The following is a 17,708-nucleotide window of genomic DNA, read 5'->3' as shown; positions in this document are numbered from 1 at the left end:
ATTTGAGAACAATGGACACATTGGATGCCATGCGGGTTTTTGCCCGCGTCGTCGAGCGCCGCAGTTTCACGCTGGCGGCGGAAGATATCGGCTTGCCGCGTTCGACCGTGACCAATGCGGTGCAACAGCTGGAAGCACGGCTGGGCACCGGCCTGTTGCAACGGACCACCCGGCATGTCAGCCCGACGCTGGATGGCGAGGCCTATTACCAGCGGTGTCTCACCATTCTGGCTGACATCGAGGACGCCGAAGGTGCGTTTGCCGGGGCAAAACCGAAAGGGCCGCTGCGGGTGGATGTGCACGGAACGCTGGCCCGGCACTTCCTTCTGCCCGGACTGCCGGCATTCCTGCAGACCTATCCCGGGATACAGTTTTATATGAGTGAAGGGGATCGCCTCGTTGATCTCGTGCGTGAGGGTGTCGATTGCGTGCTGCGCGTCGGCGATCTCGCCGACAGCGATATGATCGCCAAGCGCGTGGGCATGCTCGACGAGATCACGCTGGCCTCACCCGGCTACATCGAGCGGTTTGGCATGCCGCAGCATCCGGACAACCTTGCAGGGCATCAGATGGTTGGCTTTCGTTCAACCGCGACAGGCACGATCCTGCCGCTCGAGTTCCTCGTGGAAGGCACCATACGCACCATCACCCTGCCGGCACCCGTCTGGGTCAACGCGGCGGAGAGCTATGTGACGACCGCAAGACTGGGGCTTGGACTGATCCAGATCCCGCGCTATCACGCCGAAGCCGACCTGGCCGCAGGCACGCTTGTCCACGTTCTGCCTGATTTCCCGCTCTCACCGACCCCGGTTTCCCTGCTCTATCCGCGCAACCGCCAGCTTTCGCCAAGGGTGCGCGTGTTCATTGACTGGATATCACAGAGGTTTACGCACCTTCCTTGACTTCCGGGTCCTGCCCCTGACCAACCTCATAAACTTCTATGGGAAGTCCATCCGGATCGGCGAAGAAGGCGAATGCGCGCTTGGTATAGGGATCAATCCGCACCGGTTCGGTTGCAACGCCCCGCGCGTGCAGCCAGGCCAGCGTGTCCTCTACGGACGCGACGGCAAAAGCCAGATGCCGTAGCCCGCAGGCTTCGGGGCGCGACGGACGTGCGGGAGAATGCGGAAAGTGAAACAGTTCGATCTGGGTATCGCCGGATCTCAGATCGCACTTCCATGACTGGCTGTCCGGGCGCCAGTTTTCAGCAATGATCCCGTAGCCGAGCTTCTCGGTATAAAACTGCTTGGAGCGGTCGTAGTCACTGCAAATGACGGCAACGTGATGAAAGCGCGAGAACATTGGTTTCCTATCTGCTGTCCCGGAAAGCGGTGGCAAACCGGCATGCCAGTGCGGATCACCAGGTGTTGAAGCGAACACCCGCCCGGATCTGATGGGTTTTGATGCCATCGTCGCAGATGGTCACATCGCCATTCTGATACAGGTCCTTGCCGCCGATATCCGCATAGCGATAGCCCAGATCCAGCTTGAGGCGCGGGGTTATATCAACCGCAATACCGGCCATGAGCGCCCATTCAAAGCGGTTTGTGCCGCCGGATTTAAGCCGTGCATCGACGGGACCCTGATAGTCATAATTGACATTGGCAAAGCCGATGCCGCCGCCCACATAGGGTGTAATTCCGTAGTAATTGCCAAGGTCAACATAGGCGTTCGCCATGGCTTCCCACAGATCCGTCGTCGTTTCATAGTAGTTGCTGTCGCGCTGACTGTAACCGACGGTTGCGTCCGCACGCAGGTAGTTATTGAACTGATAGCCCACGCCGATGAAGGGCGAGAAGCCCCGCTTCAACTCATATTCGCTTGGCGTACTGCCGCCGGGATAATCAACGTGAGCCTTGACCGTCGACGAAAAATTGTAGGCAACGTCGCCGCGCAGATACCAGCCCGATGCAGTCTCAACTGGCATATACGGCGCCCGTTCCGGAAAAGTCGCCGGACCAAGATCAGCCGCAAGAACATGGCTGCCAAGCAGAGAGAAGAAGGAGGCAGCAGAAAGGAACGTTTTCGTATAACGCATTATCAATCCCCAAGGTGATTCACTCTGGGGACCCCGCCCCTTATCTCTACATTAGGATGAGCCCGTTAAGTTCCGGTTAAGCATGATCAGTAAAAGCAAAGCCCCGTGAAATACCAATCAGGGCGGGGCTGGTTCGGTTGCAGCAAGACTTCCCGGATTGCATTGCCTGCGGCAGCGAATAAGCTTTCGCTACGACTCACCGCGACAAAGCGACGGAACGCATGAAACTGTTCTTTGACAGCCGGCAGATGGCCCATCAACCCAAGCAATACATGATCAATGGCAGGATCACCGACCCGCTTGAGAACCCGGCACGCGCCCATACCCTGATCGATGCTCTCGCCAAACTTGGATTGGCGCAGGAAGAGCCGGGCGATGCGGGGCTCGATCCCATCCTTGCCGTGCATGCCGATCACTACGTCGCATTCCTGCAAACCGCCTATGACAGGTTCATGCAACTGCCCAACCACGGGCCGGAGGTTTTGCCCAATGTGAATTCCTATCAGGGCGCCGGCCGGGATTTCGGCGTGCGCGCACGTCCGCGCCCGACAGGCATTCTGGGTCAGGCGGGCTGGTACATCAACGGCCTGTCCTGCGCGATGATGGAGCACACCTACGCGGCTGCCTATGCCTCGGCCCAGACGGCCATTGCCGCTGCCGATGCCGTCCTGAATGGCGCGCGCCAGTCATTCGCCCTTTGCCGCCCGCCCGGCCATCACGCCTATGCGGACCGCGCCGCGGGTTTCTGCTATTTCAACAATGCAGCCATTGTCGCCCAGCATCTGCGCAAGCGCCATGATCGCGTTGCCATCATCGATTTCGACACCCATCACGGCGATGGCACCCAGGCCATTTTCTACACCCGTGACGACGTGTTCTTCGGCTCCACCCACACCGACCCATCGAACTACTATCCGCACTACAGCGGCTATGCCGACGAAACGGGAGCAGGCGCAGGCCAGGGTGCCAATCTCAACCTGCCTCTGTCCGAAGGCAGCGGCGATGCCGCATTTATCGACGCCAACCGTCGGCTTGCCGCCGCCGTGGCCGCGCATGGATCGACGGCGCTGGTGATATCGGCGGGTTGGGACGCCCACCACGACGACCCGCTCTCACGCCTGAAGGTGACCACGGACGCCTATGCGGAAATCGGCGCTCTATGGGGGGCTGTCAATCTGCCTGCGGTTATCGTGCAGGAGGGCGGCTATTCGCTGAGCGCCGTTGCCGAAGCGGCTCCGCGTTTCATGGCCGCTTATCGCGCATCGCGGGGCGAGCCGTAAACGGAGACATTTCCGCGTGCTGAGCGGGGACGGAAAAACGTCCGTGCCCCAGCCCCCCGGATATCCATACAATTGGGTGTGACCATATAGCGTTCGGCTACCCTGTGTTGTAAACTGAACAGTTGAAAGGTTCGGGGGATTCCTGCCAATCCCGGAAGATATAGACACTACCATCCATTTTTGCCCTCCACGTCATTGCACCGAACGGTTTCAAAAGGAGGCTCTCACCGGAATACAACCTATTCGAATTGTTCAGAATTCAGCTTATTTGACAGCTTACGGTTACCCATGGAAAAAAGTTTAACGCGCTATATCTGGTCGAACACGCGGTTCCAGCAAATATGGATATTGATGGTCGTTGCGGCCTCGATGATCCCGTATTTCCTGTCGTTCGATTTGCCGAAACAGATTGTCAACGGCCCCATACAGGGCACGGGATTCGAAGTGGAAGGCGCAACGCAGACCTTCATGCGCATCCAGTATACGCTGCCCTATTTCGGCAAGGTGATGTTCTTCAAAGGGCTCCAGCTGACGCGCTTCGAAATGCTGATGGCGCTGAGCCTTGTGTTTCTGCTGCTTGTGGTGATCAACGGCCTCTTCAAGCTCTACATCAACACCTATAAGGGCCGGCTGGGCGAGCGCATGTTGCGCCGCATCCGCTTTGAATTGATCGATCGCGTTCTGCGGTTTCCCCCGAGCCAGTTCAAAAAGGGTGAAATCGGCCGAAATTGCAACGATGATCAAGGATGAGGTGGAGCCGATGGGCGGTTTCACCGGCGATGCATTCGTTCAGCCAGCCCTCCTCGGCGGACAGGCCATCACGGCGCTTGTCTTCATCATTCTGCAGAATTTCTGGCTTGGCATGATTGCCGCCGGGATTGTTGCCGTGCAGGGCGTCGTCATTCCGCGCATGCGCAAACGATTGCTGGAGCTCGGGCGGCAGCGTCAGTTGACGGCACGCGAACTTTCGGGCCGCGTCGGTGAGATCGTCGATGGTATCGGCACCATTCACGGCAACGACACGTCCAATTATGAACGCGCGGATATTGCGGCGCGTCTGGGGCTGATCTTCTCCATCCGCTACGATCTTTACCAGTGGAAATTCCTGGTCAAATTCATCAACAACTTCCTCGCACAGATCACGCCCTTCCTGTTCTATTCCATTGGCGGCGTTCTCGCCCTGCAGGGCCGGCTGGATATCGGCCAGCTGGTTGCGGTCATCAATGCCTATAAGGATTTGCCCGGACCGCTGAAGGAACTGATCGACTGGGATCAGTCGCGCCAGGATGTGCAGGTGAAATATGCGCAGGTCGTCGAGCAGTTCAATGTCGATATGCTTGTCGATCCGCATATCCAGGCGGTTGTGCGCGAACCGGTGGGAAAACTGGAACATTCGCTGAATGCGGTGAACCTTACCCTGTCCGACGATAGCGGTGCGCGCCTTGTCGAGCACGTCTCGCTTGAGATCAAACTGGGCGAGACGGTGGCCATCGTCGGCGCAAGCGGCGGCGGCGGCGAGGCGATGGCGGAAGCCTTCGGCCGCCTGATCTGGCCTGATTCCGGCCGCATCACCATTGACGGCACCGATATTCTCGAGCTGCCGGAATCGATCACTGGGCGGCGCATCGCCTATGCCGCCTCCGATGCCTATTTCTTCCACGGAACGCTGCGCGACAACCTTCTCTATGGCCTCAAGCATGCGCCCCTGACCAAGGTCGAATATGACGGGACCAAGGCCGCCAAATACAAATGGAACATCAACGAAGCGCGGCTTGCCGGCAACCCGGACCTTGATCTCAACAGTGATTGGGTCGACTACCAATCTGCCGGCGTCACGGGACCCCAGGATCTTTTCAGCGTCGTGCGGCCGGTGCTCGAAGCGGTCATGATCTCGCAGGACATCGTCGATCTGGCGCTTCGCTCGCAGGTGGACACCGCAACCCATTCCGACCTGACGGGCCGTATCGTCGAACTGCGGCAGGCCCTGCGCAAAACCCTGAAGGACGAGAACCTTGACGGGCTCGTCGTCCCGTTTGAACCGAAGGTCTATAATCCGCAGGCAACCATCGGTGAAAATCTCCTCTTCGGCACGGTGAAGCGGCCGATGATGACCAACCTTCGACTTGCCGCCCATCCCTATTTCCGCTCGATCCTGCGCGAGAGCGGCCTCAATGTCGATCTTTACAAGATGGGTCTGGAAATTGCGGCTAACGCCATCGAACTGTTCGAGGACCTGCCGCCGGACCATCCGTTCTTCCAGCAGCTCACCTTTATGACGGCAGACGATATTCCGGCCTATCAATTGCTGTTGCAAAAGCTGCAGGGACGCGATTTTGACGCCGCCTCGCCTGATGAACGATCGAATATCATCCGCCTGAGTTTTGCTTACATCGAGCCGCGGCACCGCTTCGGTCTGTTGACCGATGAACTCATGGCAAAAATTGTCGAGGCACGGCTTCGCTTCCACAAGAATTTGCCGGATGATCTCAAGGCCGTCATTGAACGCTACGATCCCAAGAAATTCATTACTTCGGCTAACCTGATGGACAATGTTCTGTTCGGAAGGATCGGATACGCGCAGGCCGATGGGCCGGATCGGATTCGCGTCATCCTGCGCAATCTCTTTGACGAACTCGGGCTTTATGACAGCGTCTTGTCTATCGGCCTTGATTTCGACGTCGGATCGGGCGGCAAACGCATCACCAATGTGCAAAGACAGAAGCTGAATGTCGCCAGGGCTCTGCTCAAGCGGTCCGATTATGTGATTTTCAATCGCCCGCTGCCTGCACTCGACCAGCGTGTCCAGGATCAGATCACGCGCAATATCATGCAGGATCTGCATGAGGAAGGTCACGCACCCGCGATCATCTGGGTGCTGGCTAATTCTTCACTGGCAAACCTGTTCGATCGCGTCCTTGTATTCGATCGCGGAGCTTTGGTCGAAGATGGAACACACGCGACTCTTTTGGAGAAAAACGGTATATTCAAAGAACTGGTATCGTAATACTCTATGTCTGGGTAGAGTGGCACTTGGGGGTATTGGACGTTCATGCTTCTGAAAGACGAAGTCGAAATGTTGCGGCGGATTCCGCTGTTTTCTGGTGTGGCGCCAGCGAAGCTCAAGCTTCTGGCCTTTACGTCGGATCGCGTCAGCTATCGCGCGGATCAGGCTTTGTTCCGTCAAGGCGATATGGGCGATGCCGCCTACGTTATCCTGTCGGGTACGGCCGAGGTCAGCGTCGATACACCCAACGGACAGATCAAGGTCGCTGAAGTCGAGCACGATTCCATCGTCGGCGAGATCGCGATCCTTTGCGATGTCCTGCGCACGGCCACGGTTACGGCCTCAACCCCGCTTGAAGCCCTGCGCATCAGCAAGGAGCATTTTCTCAAGCTGCTGAGCGACTATCCCGAGATGACCATCGAAATCATGCGGGTTCTCGCCAGCCGGCTGAGCCATACGACAGCGGAGCTCTCGGAAGAGCGCAGCAAGCACTGACCGGCATTTTTCAAATTATCAGACTTTTTCGATGCTGCCGGTGGCAAGATCGATCCTGAAATGGCGCGACGGCAATCCTGAGAGATAGCAGCCCATCATGCGCACAATCCGGGCAAACAGCTCCTGCGCGCCGCCCGTTTCCAATGCATCGGACCCGGCAAAAACATCGATCAGGATGTGATAGATGGCCAGTCTTCCCGCTGGTATGCGATCGAGCGCCATTTCGCTGCCCATTCTGAGGCGGTACCAGTCGCCCAGAAATTCCTGCACCGTGATCCCGTCGAAAGACTCGAGGGCAACCTCCCTGCCCGCCAGCAAGGCATCCAGCCTGGCTTTGGTCTCGGCACGTCCGCGCTCGGCATGGACAAGGATGATGGTCGCATCCATATCCACGGGCTGATCGAACAGGCTGAGTGTGAGCAGGTCACCGAGGGTGAGCAACGGCAGAGCCCGCGCCATGTCCCTGGGCCACTCGCGCCGCAGGTACCGGTGCACGACCAGCTGATCGACGTGCTCGGAGATGAAGGCTCCGTAATCCGCGGCATCGAGCATCTTTCCGATCTTCTTGCCGGTCAGATCGATTTCGGTCCGGTACAGGGCGTTCAGGCGCGGATCGATCGCCTGTCGGTCAATCCCGACGGTTTCAATTTTAAGGGTCTGCGCCTCGAAGGTGACGACCTTGAACGCGGGCGGAAATGCCACCAGTGACGGCACACCGATATTGATCAGCCAGGACGCATCCTGCGCAACCCTCGCGGTGTCATTGACGTGCAGATGGCCGCTGAAATGTATCCTCATCCCGGCATCCATCATCGCGGCGGCAACATCCGGCAGCGGCATCCGCTTGACCGAGCCCGTGTTGCCGATGACCTGCCTTTCATCGTCATGCGTGCCATCAAGGATATCCAGCATCGGGTAGTGCGAGAATGTAAGCAGCTTCTTACCTTCAAGCTCCGCCCGCCTCGTGACGTCCTTGATCCATTCCATGACAAACCGCTTGTGCCGCAGCATGGCATTCCAGCCGGCATTGGTGCTGTCGATGAATGCACCGGAACTGCCGCGCTCGAAATCGCCGTCACGCGGTTCGAAAACATTGGCGTCGATCATCAACAGCCAGAGGTCCGCCACCGGCTCGACAAGATAGGATGCATCCATCAGGCGGTATTCATTTGTGCCGTCGGCTGAGCGCACCGGATAGAGCCGCTGTTCCGGCGCATCGTCCAGCCCGAAGGGCGTTTCCCAGTGCAGATCGCCCGCGCGGCGAAAGAACCCGAGATCCGGCAGAGCCCGCAATCCCTCGGGATAGCCTGCGCAGAACATCTTGTCCGTTACGACCATCCCGTCCGCATCCTCGTCAACGAATGCGCTGTCACTGGCGACGATGGTGTATGTGCCGTCGGGGTTGAGCAGGCGCTTGGCATGATGCCGCCCTTCGGGGCCGAATATGTCGTGGTTTCCCGGAGTAGCGGTAAAGACCAGCCCATGCGCTTTGGTGTAGCCATCCAGCAAAAGCCGAAGTGCGTTCAGCGTCGAAACCTGCCCGTCATCGGAATAGTCCCCGAGCAGGACGACCTGCTTGATTCCCCGTTGCACGACCTCGTCCAGGGCCGTGCGCAGGGCAAAATAGCTTTCGTTGAAAACCCGGGTGGAGCGCACCGTATCCGTCAGGCGCCGCGCTGTCATGCGCCGGCCGCCGGCCTCTACCCCGGCAAAATCATAATCGCCGTAAAGATCGTGAAAATGGGCATCTGCGATGATGGCGACAGGCGGAAATGCGGATGAGGACATGAATCAGATGTTCCGATGATTTTATACATTTGTATCAGCGATTGTCATAAAGCTTAAAAAACAAATCGCTATCGCCTACATATGCTGAATGGCAGACTTTTATTGCGCACTTAGCCAATAAAACAAAATCCAAGCCTCGCATAACGTCTGCAGTTTGGTTACGATGACCAAAAAAACGGGGAATTGGGTGTGAGAAACGTATGAGTGAAGAGATATTTCGGGTGAAATTCTGGGGAACGCGTGGCAGCGTACCAGTTTCCGGCCCCGAATTTGAACGCTATGGCGGAAACACGTCATGTATCGAAGTGCGTTGCGGTGAACATAGAATGATCTTTGACGGGGGCTCCGGCCTGCGTCAGGCGGGTGATGCCCTGTCGGTGGAAGGCGTGGACCAGATCGATATTATTTTCACCCACAGCCATTATGATCACATTATCGGCCTGCCGTATTTTGCCCCCCTCTACAATCCGATGATGAATGTACGGCTCTGGTCCGGCCACCTGGCGGGGATCATGACCACCCGGGAAATGGTCCGCCAGTTCATGCGGCCACCCTGGTTCCCCGTCGAGCCGGATATTTGCAAGGCAAGTCTTGGCTTTCGCGATTTCCGCTCCGGCGATGTGCTGACCCCGCGCGAGGGCGTCACCATCCGGACCGACAGCCTGAACCATCCCGGCGGCTGTATCGGCTACCGCATCGAATGGGCGGGCAAGGTACTCGCGCTCATTTACGACACGGAACACGAAGCCGGTATCCTCGACCCGGCCGTGCTGCGCCTGATCGATGGTGCCGATCTCGTCGTCTACGACTGTACCTACACGGAAGACGAGATGCCGCGGCGCTTCGGCTATGGCCATTCCACATGGCAGCACGGTGTCAAGCTGGCGGCGGCCGGCAAGATCGGCAAACTGGCGCTCTTCCATCACGCGCCTTCGCGCACCGATGACGAGATCGACGCATTCGAGACATTGGCCCGAGAGCGCTTCAGCGGGACGTTTGCTGCCCGCGACGGTCAGGTCATCGATCTCTAACCCCCTGGCTTCTGGCTCTTCATCAGATCAGCAATAGAGAGCCAGCGCCCGCCCGGGGTTAGCGCAACGACCTGAAAGAGCTTGGTCAGGAATACCCATGCCGACTCGTCGTGAACAAGATGATGGGTCAGAATCCCGATTGGCTCACCGCTTCCGTCAAACCGCAGCCGCAGCTGTTCCACGATGGCGCCGACCAGTTCCGCGTGGTCGCGGCAGCCGCGCGTGCCGTGCCAGTCCATCAGATCGACATGGGTGTTGATCTGCGGCACCGAGGTTTCCACCGGCTTGGCCGGGCCAAACACGGAGAGCGCCTTGAACCCGCAAGCTTTGAGATAGGGCAGGAGTGCCGCATCAATCCGGTTCCAGGGCGGCACAAGAACGGGCACAAACCGATCAGGATACAGCCTGGCAAGCAGCACGCATCCCTCGCGCAATTGCCGCAGCACCAACTCGTGAGGGCGGTCAGGGCCGAGCTCCTGCTTCTTCCGGTCCTTCGGCGCATGGTTTTCATGCGACCAGCCGTGAACCGCCACGCAGATCCGGCGCTCCGCTGCAAGGCGTTCCGCCAGCGCCTCGCCCGTATGGGCTGGTATCACCGCGAGCGTCACCGGCACGTCAAAATCGTTGGCCAGGCCGATGAGGCGGTCCAGCGCGGCGGTCGGCTCGACTGCATCGTCATCGCGCAACCAGAATTTTGCACTGCGGCTGGCATGGATCCAGCGCGCGAGTTCCGCCTGCAGAGGCTGCCAGATTGGGTCTTCCGTCATCGGCTCCGTCCCATGAATTGTGTCAGCACAGCATCCAGTTGTCGTACCGCATTCTCCAGCGATCGCTCCTCCAGAACAAACCGCCGCGCCCGCGCGCCCATGGACTGCCGCAGATCATTGTCATCCAAAAGGCTGGCGATGGCGGCGGCGTAAGCCGGCACATCATCGTCCCGCGTCAGGAAACCGGTCACACCATCCTCGACTACTTCGGGAACGCCAGCCGTTGCCTGCGCAACAACCGGCAAACCCGCTGCCTGTGCCTCAAGATAGGCGATACCGTAGGCTTCGCCGCAACCGGGCCAGACATAGGCACCACCCTGACGCAACAACGCGGCAATGTCACCGGCGTTCCGCTGTCCGAGCCACTGGATGCGATCACCGAAAGCGGCAAACAGCGCCTGCACGTCATTGCGGGCCGGACCGTCGCCGACAATCATCAGGGTCCAGGGCCGTTCGACAATCCGTGACAGAGCCTTGGCCAGCATTTCATAGCTGCGGAACTTGTCACCCGGCCGCATCATCGCCACGGTGACCAGCCGATGCGGATTATGCCCGACGCTGCTTTCACGAAAAGGCGCGGTATCGATAAACGGTTGCAACCGGGCAAGGCGCGCACCGGGAATATTGCTTGCGAGCCCATCCATGTCGCGCTGCGTAAAACACAGGTTGACCGCTGCTGCGCGCACCGCTTCGGCCACGAGAATCTGCGTCCCGGTCCAGCCAAGCGCATTGCGGCGCGGCGAATAGGATGCTTCCGCGGTGATGTAGGGAATAGCCATCTCCGCTGCCATGACGGGGCCGATCAGGTCCGGCGCCTTGTAATAGGGGTGATAACAGAACCAGAGATCAGGCTTTCGTCCGGTCTGCCAGAGGCCTGTGAGGCGCTCAACCTCGGCGCGCGCCGCCGCGGCGATGGGTTCGCGCTCTTCGATTGCAGGCGATGCGCTGAAGCTGCGCAGCTCCGACACGACTTCGACCTGGTGTCCGGCTTTGCGCAGCGCTGACATGAGCAGCCGAGCCATCTCACGATCGCCCGACGGCGTCGCGTGAGTGGGTGATTTCAAGGGCGCGTAAAAGGCAACCTGCATGCGCACGCAATCCAGTATTTCACAATCGTTTCAACCATTTCGGCGAACGCGTGCCGATTCCGGCAAATCTATAGCCGGTTCGGGGCGTCTGACACTAACAATCTTTTGATCTGTACCGCCATGATTGTTTGTCAAAAAGCCATCATTGCGCTTGATCGCTCGCCTCCCGCTCGCCAAATCAGATGGGCTCGCATAAGCTTTGCACGGCGACGGAGGACAGGGGAAACCATATGGCTGACAAGATGCGGGAATTGATGCGGTATTCATGACGATAACAACGATAGCACCCATGCTTTCCGAGCGGTCCCTGCGCAGGGCGCGGCTGGCATCGGGCTTGATCATGCTCACATTCCTGACCTTGCATCTGACCAATCACGCGCTCAACCTCATCTCGCTTGCCGCCGCCGAGGAAGGACGCCGATGGTTTCTCGCCATTTGGCGCAATCCCGTCGGCACCACCCTTTTCTACGGCGCTGCGGTCACGCATGTCATGCTCGCGATGCGGGCACTCTACCTGCGACGGACCTTCTACATGCCGGTGGGTGAAGCGCTGCAGATCATTCTGGGGCTGGTGATCCCGCTGCTCATCATCGACCACGTGGTCGGCACGCGCATCCGCCATGAGTTATCCAACTACTACGACAGCTACGAAGCGATCATACGCGGTTTCTGGATCACCTCGCCCTTCAACGGCGTCAAGCAGACCCTCGCCCTGATCGTCATCTGGTGCCACGGCTGCATCGGCATCCATTTCTGGCTGCGCTACCGGCAATGGTATCAAAGCGCTGCACCGGTGCTGTTGACCGTCGCCATCCTGTTGCCGGTTCTCGCCCTGCTTGGTTTTGCCAATACCGGCCGGACCATCGCCAACATGTCGCCCGCCTCGGGCTACGGCGAGTTCCCTTCATCGGGCTATCAGGGTCACAAGAACTTCAATGCCACGCGCTACGCCTCCCCAGCCGAACGCGCCGAGGTCAAGCAAGACGAGTTTCTGATCAAGACCGGATTGTACGGCGCCTTTGGCGGCGGGCTGGCGCTGGTTGTCGCCTTGCGAATCCGCCGCCGCTGGCGCGAGCGTGCGACCCAGATTGAAATCCGGTATGCCGATGGCGAAAGCGTGCGCGTTCCCCTCGGGTTCAGCGTCCTTGAAGCCAGCCGCCTCGGCGGCATACCGCATTACGCGGTCTGCGGCGGCAAAGGCCGGTGTTCAACCTGTCGTGTCCAGGTTCTGGAGGGCGCCGAGACCCTGCCTCCGCCCGAACCGATCGAGCAGACCACTCTCACCCGTATCGGGGCGGATTATGGCGTGCGTCTCGCCTGCCAGTTGCATCCAACCGCCAATATCAGTGTTGCACCGCTTCTCGTGCCCAGCCTTGAAAGCATCGTACCGGCAGGCAGCCAGCAGGCGAGCCCCGGACGGGAGCGCGAAATCGCCATCCTGTTTTGCGATATCCGCAGCTTCACCATGCTGACGGAAGCCCGACTGCCCTATGATATCGTTTTCCTGCTCAACCGGTACTTCGCCATCGTCGGCCAGGCCGTCGAGCGTTCGGGGGGACGGCTCGACAAATTCATCGGCGATGGGGCAATGGCGCTGTTTGGCCTCACGGGTTCTGCCGCCGACGGTTGCAAGAACGCGTTGAAGGCGGCGGCAATCATCGTCAAGGAAATCGAACGGCTGAACGATGAACTGGCGGGTGAGCTGAGCATGCCCCTGCGCGTTGCCATCGGCATTCACACCGGTCCGGCTATTGTCGGCGCGATGGGGTACGGCGCGGTGAAGAGCCTGACCGCGATTGGCGACACCGTCAATGTCGCCAGCCGGCTGGAAGCCGTTGCCAAGGAATTCGACGTAACCCTCGTGGTTTCAGAACCGGTCGTCACCCTCGCCGCTTCCGATACCGCAGGACTTGAGGTCAGGGACGTTGCCATTCGCGGGCGGGCGCTTCCGCTTCGGGTCTACATTGTTCCGCAGGAAAGCAGCATTCGTTTCGGGTAAGGGGCGCGCGACATATGCCCTTTGGCGCGCGGGATCAGCGGCGGCGATAGAGGAAGTAACGTCCCGGCTTGACGCTGGCAGGCAAGGGAAGCAGTTCAAGCGCGGGATGATCCAGCGCCAGGCCACTGGCGACGATACCGTGACGGGCAAGCAGTCCAGCGGCCAGCTGCGGCAGCCATGTCTGGGTAATGGCATCCTGGTCCGGATAGCCCGTACCGATGTCCGCATGCACCAGGGCCGCGTCGATGCCGACAAAGCTTTGCGCGGTTTCCCTGATTTCCCCGATAATCATGTTTTCCGGATCGGGCGTGGAAGCCTTGTAGGCATGGGATGCCCGATCAAACGCAATGATCCGCCGATCCGGAAACCGCTCGCGCAAATGATCGTAGGTGCGGCCATTGCCGAGACCCAGCTCCAGCACCGGCCCCGGCAATTCCCTGACCGTGTCGCTGATATGGTTGAGAACATCGCGCTGGGCCGTCACGCGGCGGATGAAGCTGTCAAGACGGCTCATGGTGATCGGGTATCCACTGTCAATTCACTACAGGCTTGGCTTAGCAGGCCGACGCAGCCGGGTCGACCGCGCCAAACGACATATCCGGTAGATTCTTTTTGATCGCTTCGGGCGGAACCACCCTCGAATCCCCGGCTTGCCGCCGCTTTGATGGTGCCTCTTCAAATCGCATTTTCTTTAACTTGACTCTTTTTCTCAAGTTCTTGTATAGCTGCACTCGCGATAGTTGCAAAGCTGGATATTTCAAAATTTGAAATATTTCTGGCCGTATCTCATGTTGCCATGAGCGGCAATACAATCCTATGCAAAAAAGAATAAAGATCATGCCTAAAGAAAAGAGTCTTCATGATGAAAATGTTCTTATTGATGCACTGGTTAAATACAAAAATAAACTGATATCTATTGCCGAAAGTGTATTGCACTCCCATGCACAGGCGGAAGATATATTTCATGACGCCATCGTCAAAGCTTGCACCATGCAGACAAATTGCATTCATTGCCCGGTCGGATATGCCTGCCGCATGGTCTATAATCTTGCGCTCGATGAGGCGCGCAAGCGGCAATATGAGAAGAAGAATCTCATGCCGATGGACGGTGTGGATTCCGTGCCGGCGCCGTGCGTCAACGCGCTTGATTGTATCGTGATGACAGAGGCGCTCAACCGGGTCATGACCTCATTGAACGATCTGCCCAAGCGCACCCACGACGCGTTCATCCGCCACCGCATCGAAGGTGTGCCGCAGAAGGATATTGCGGAAGAACTGGGCGTCTCACGCACCCTGGTGAACTTCATGATCAAGGATGCCCACCGCTACTGCGAGCAATCACTCAAAGTTGCTTAGCCGCCTTGCGCGGGCGCAGGAGCAGCAGCGCAAACACCGGACCGCCCAGCAGCGTCGCGATCAATCCCGTCGGCAATTGCCACGGGAAATAGGCCGTGCGGCCGATGAAATCCGCGACCGCCATCAACAACGCGCCAAACAGAGCCGTACCGAGAAGATGCGGAAATCCGCGTGTCAGTCCGATGCGCTGGGCCAGGTGCGGCGCCATCAGACCGACAAAGCTCAACGGCCCGACGACGAGCGTCGCGACAGCCGTCAACAGGGCGGCAAAGCCGAGGATAAGGATGCGGAATGTCCTGACATTGACGCCATGGGAATGGGCGGACATTTCGCCCAGCGCAAAATGCTGCAAGGGCCGCAGGAAGACCGGCACCACCGCCATTGCCGCTACAGCGCAGATCAGCGAAATGATCGCCGCGGGGCCGGTGACACTGTAGGTCGATCCCGTCATCCAGCTGATCAGCGACATGGCGCGCGGATCGCCCGATGCCAGGATGACTGAAATCAGCGCCGTCAGGAACGCACTCAGCGAGACGCCGACAATGAGGAACTGGTTGCCCGACTGCGCTTTGCGCCAGCTCATGGCAAACAGCGCCACAAGCACGGCGGATGCGCCGAGAAAACCGCCCAGCAACCTGCTGATATAATCGGGCTGCGCCACGACAAACAGGACACAGAGCAGCCCAAAGGCCGTACCCGCGCTGACGCCGAGCACCTCGGGGCTGGCCATGGAATTGCCGGTCAGCCGTTGCAGCAGGCTGCCGGCAAGCGCCAGCATGGTTCCGGCAGACAGCGCCGCAATCAGCCGGGGCAGCCGCCACGGCAGCAGGGAGTCCAGCGTGGCGCCGGTATGAATGGCCCAGGCCGTGTCGATGCCCCGGCCGACAAAGACGGCGGTAACACAGGCAAGCAGCAGCAGACCGGCAAGCGCGGTCAGGATCAGCGCCGGGTGCCGGCTCCTGCGCACCGGCGATGCAGCGGCTGTCGGCTGCCCCGCGGCCTTGCGGCGCAACATGACGATCAGCAATGCCGGCACCCCGATCAACGCCGTCACAGCGCCGGTCGGCAGCAGGATGCCGGTCACGGCCGCCTGCATCTGCAGGAGCTGGTCGATCAGGACAAGCAGCCCCGCACCGACAAGGGGCGCGACGATCAGCCGATCCTTGATGCGCCGTGCGCCGGTCGCCCGGGCAATGGCTGGCGAGGCGAGGCCGAGGAAGCCGATGATGCCGACCACGCTCACCGTGAATGTCGTCAATGCCACGGCAACCACGAGGGTCAGGGCACGCGTGGTTTGAAGCTTCATGCCGAGCCCCTGCGCCGCCTCGCCAAGGGTCAGCACATTCAGTTGCCGGGCGAGAAGAAACGCCAGAAACGTGAAGAAAGCGATTTTTGGCAGGAGTGCACTGACGTCGCGCCAGTCGTTCTGATTGAGCGAGCCACCGCCCCAGACGAACAGGCCAGCGAGATAATGATTGTTCATCAGCACCAGAATGGTCGTGATTGCGGTGCAGTAAAGCCCCATGACGAGACCCGCCAGGATAACGGTGACAGGCTGGAACTGGAAACGCCACGCCACAGCAAAGACGATGGCCATGGCCGCGAACCCGCCAATGGCCGTGGTGAGGTCCCGGCTCCAGCCAAGCAAGGCCGGAAACCACAGGATCGCCACGCCAAGCGCCAGTTGCGCCCCGGCCTCGATACCCAGCGTCGAGGGCGATGCCAGCGGATTGCGCAGCACATGCTGGAAAAGCGTGCCGGACAGCCCGAGGGCAAAGCCGCAGACGACGGACATGGCCAGACGCGGCAGCAGGCTGTAGTGCAGGAGAACCGCCTCACCGTCGCTTGCCGGCGGGGGCAGGAAAACGGCATCAACACCGAGCTTGCCGATCATCGGCCACAGATTGAAAGCAGCAACGCCGAGCGCAACCAGCCACAGAGCACCTGTCCAGATCAGACGTTGGGATGACGACGTACGCAACATCTAGACTTTTACCTCAGCCAGAAGACGGGCGAAGCGGGAGACCGACGGCAATGCGCCGAACATCAGCACACTGGCCATGCGCTCGGCATGGCCCCTTTGAACAAAGGGCATGGCCTGCCATAGAGGGCTTCCCGCCAAGCCAGCCAGAACATCCGGCGGAACCGGATCCATGTAGAAAATGCGGCTGTCGCCAATGGCAATGAGATCGGCAAGCCCGGCATCGCTGAAACCCCATTCATTGGTTCTTCTTGTCCAGGCATTGTGCAGGTCGAGCCGGTCGAGAACGTCCTGAAAGATACCGCCAGGGCCATACACCCGAATGTTGCGGGCGTCCAAAAACGTCATGATGGCCAGTTTCTGCTCGGCGAGACGCCGGGTTGCCGCCTTCGCCGCCAGCAGCTCCCGCTCGGTGCGGTCAATCAGGGCCTGCGCTTCCTGCGGCTGCCCGACGATCTGCCCCAGCTCCAGCGTTGCAGCAACGATGTGCGGATATGGCGAGGATCCGAGCGCATGGATGGGAAAGGATTTGACCGGCGCGATTGTCTCGAGCTGCGGCCTGATCCATTCGAGATAAGGTGTCGAAATGATCAAATCGGGCTGCAGCAGCTGCAGCATTTCCATATTGATCTCATAGTTCGAACCGACATTGGCAATGCCCGGCGGCAGGGGCGGCTCCATGACCCAGTCATACCAGCCCTGTGTATCGATCAGGCCAACGGGCGGCGTGCCGAATTCGATCAGCGTCTGCGCCAGACCGTAGTCCAGCGAAATGATGCGCGGCGGCGCAGCCCTGGCAGCACGCGCGAGCAGCGGCGATGCGAGCAGAAGGCTTGAGCCGAACAGAAAATCGCGGCGGCGCAGCGCGGCCATCATCAATA

At 59.4% G+C, this 17,708-nt stretch carries 14 protein-coding genes and 1 pseudogene; 7 read left to right on the top strand and 8 right to left on the bottom strand.

Translation table 11 applies throughout. The features are described 5' to 3' along the window. The first annotated feature begins 11 nt into the window (after window positions 1–11). On the top strand, window positions 12–902 hold the full coding sequence (locus tag RDL77_RS06265) for a LysR family transcriptional regulator (RefSeq protein ID WP_288192202.1): 891 nt from the start codon (window positions 12–14) through the stop codon (window positions 900–902). Here RDL77_RS06265 and RDL77_RS06260 read toward each other — a convergent pair. Together RDL77_RS06260 and RDL77_RS06255 are read right to left on the bottom strand one after the other, a co-directional pair. After that, entirely contained in the window at window positions 886–1,302 is a 417-nt protein-coding gene (locus tag RDL77_RS06260) for a VOC family protein (RefSeq protein WP_223614830.1), read from the bottom strand. The genes RDL77_RS06265 and RDL77_RS06260 overlap by 17 nt on opposite strands. Window positions 1,303–1,357: 55 nt before the next feature. Then, on the bottom strand, window positions 1,358–2,038 hold the full coding sequence (locus tag RDL77_RS06255; RefSeq protein ID WP_288192201.1) for an outer membrane protein: 681 nt from the start codon (window positions 2,036–2,038) through the stop codon (window positions 1,358–1,360). Window positions 2,039–2,259: 221 nt separating this feature from the next. Here RDL77_RS06255 and RDL77_RS06250 point away from each other — a divergent pair, with 221 nt between their 5' ends. The 3 genes and pseudogenes from RDL77_RS06250 (at window position 2,260) to RDL77_RS06240 (ending at window position 6,817) form a co-directional block, all read left to right on the top strand. Then, window positions 2,260–3,318, top strand: a complete 1,059-nt coding sequence (locus tag RDL77_RS06250; protein WP_288192200.1) for a histone deacetylase family protein — start codon at window positions 2,260–2,262, stop codon at window positions 3,316–3,318. Between the two features lie 288 nt (window positions 3,319–3,606). Beyond that, window positions 3,607–6,322: pseudogene (locus tag RDL77_RS06245) on the top strand (ABC transporter transmembrane domain-containing protein). 45 nt (window positions 6,323–6,367) lie between these two features. Then, a complete protein-coding gene (locus tag RDL77_RS06240; protein WP_105733445.1) occupies window positions 6,368–6,817 on the top strand; it encodes a cyclic nucleotide-binding domain-containing protein in 450 nt (149 codons plus the stop codon). An 18-nt stretch (window positions 6,818–6,835) separates the two neighbouring features. Here the strand turns inward: RDL77_RS06240 and RDL77_RS06235 are convergent, their stop codons facing one another. Further along, entirely contained in the window at window positions 6,836–8,605 is a 1,770-nt protein-coding gene (locus RDL77_RS06235; protein WP_288192199.1) for a metallophosphoesterase, read from the bottom strand. A gap of 200 nt (window positions 8,606–8,805) precedes the next feature. Here RDL77_RS06235 and RDL77_RS06230 point away from each other — a divergent pair, with 200 nt between their 5' ends. Beyond that, the gene (locus RDL77_RS06230) at window positions 8,806–9,636 is read left to right on the top strand and encodes an MBL fold metallo-hydrolase (protein WP_223614825.1); all 831 of its coding nucleotides are present in this window, start codon (window positions 8,806–8,808) and stop codon (window positions 9,634–9,636) included. Here RDL77_RS06230 and RDL77_RS06225 read toward each other — a convergent pair. Beyond that, the gene (locus RDL77_RS06225) at window positions 9,633–10,403 is read right to left on the bottom strand and encodes a polysaccharide deacetylase family protein (protein ID WP_288192198.1); all 771 of its coding nucleotides are present in this window, start codon (window positions 10,401–10,403) and stop codon (window positions 9,633–9,635) included. The two genes, RDL77_RS06230 and RDL77_RS06225, sit on opposite strands and share 4 nt — an antisense overlap. Further along, a complete protein-coding gene (locus RDL77_RS06220) occupies window positions 10,400–11,491 on the bottom strand; it encodes a glycosyltransferase family 4 protein (RefSeq protein ID WP_288192197.1) in 1,092 nt (363 codons plus the stop codon). Before RDL77_RS06220 ends, RDL77_RS06225 begins: the two co-directional genes overlap by 4 nt. A 265-nt stretch (window positions 11,492–11,756) precedes the next feature. Here RDL77_RS06220 and RDL77_RS06215 point away from each other — a divergent pair, with 265 nt between their 5' ends. Next, complete coding sequence (locus tag RDL77_RS06215) at window positions 11,757–13,490, top strand: adenylate/guanylate cyclase domain-containing protein (protein WP_288192196.1); 1,734 nt, start codon at window positions 11,757–11,759, stop codon at window positions 13,488–13,490. 34 nt (window positions 13,491–13,524) lie between these two features. Here RDL77_RS06215 and RDL77_RS06210 read toward each other — a convergent pair whose 3' ends face one another. Next, window positions 13,525–14,004: a class I SAM-dependent methyltransferase gene (locus RDL77_RS06210; RefSeq protein WP_223614821.1), complete on the bottom strand. Its 480-nt coding sequence runs from the start codon at window positions 14,002–14,004 to the stop codon at window positions 13,525–13,527. Between the two features lie 323 nt (window positions 14,005–14,327). On the opposite strand from RDL77_RS06210, the gene RDL77_RS06205 reads away from it, so the two are divergent. Next, window positions 14,328–14,846: a sigma-70 family RNA polymerase sigma factor gene (locus RDL77_RS06205; RefSeq protein WP_288192195.1), complete on the top strand. Its 519-nt coding sequence runs from the start codon at window positions 14,328–14,330 to the stop codon at window positions 14,844–14,846. Here the strand turns inward: RDL77_RS06205 and fhuB are convergent. Together fhuB and RDL77_RS06195 are read right to left on the bottom strand one after the other, a co-directional pair. Beyond that, window positions 14,833–16,830, bottom strand: coding sequence for a Fe(3+)-hydroxamate ABC transporter permease FhuB (fhuB, locus tag RDL77_RS06200; protein ID WP_288192194.1), 1,998 nt, complete (start codon window positions 16,828–16,830; stop codon window positions 14,833–14,835). The genes RDL77_RS06205 and fhuB overlap by 14 nt on opposite strands. After that, the gene (locus tag RDL77_RS06195; RefSeq protein ID WP_288192193.1) at window positions 16,831–17,700 is read right to left on the bottom strand and encodes an ABC transporter substrate-binding protein; all 870 of its coding nucleotides are present in this window, start codon (window positions 17,698–17,700) and stop codon (window positions 16,831–16,833) included. Window positions 17,701–17,708 lie beyond the last annotated feature (8 nt).

This window comes from uncultured Phyllobacterium sp., assembly GCF_902479695.1.
Classification (GTDB): Bacteria; Pseudomonadota; Alphaproteobacteria; order Rhizobiales; family Rhizobiaceae; genus Phyllobacterium; species Phyllobacterium calauticae.
The sequence above is the reverse complement of the archived record's forward strand: the minus strand, read 5'-3'. Positions and strand labels throughout refer to the sequence as shown.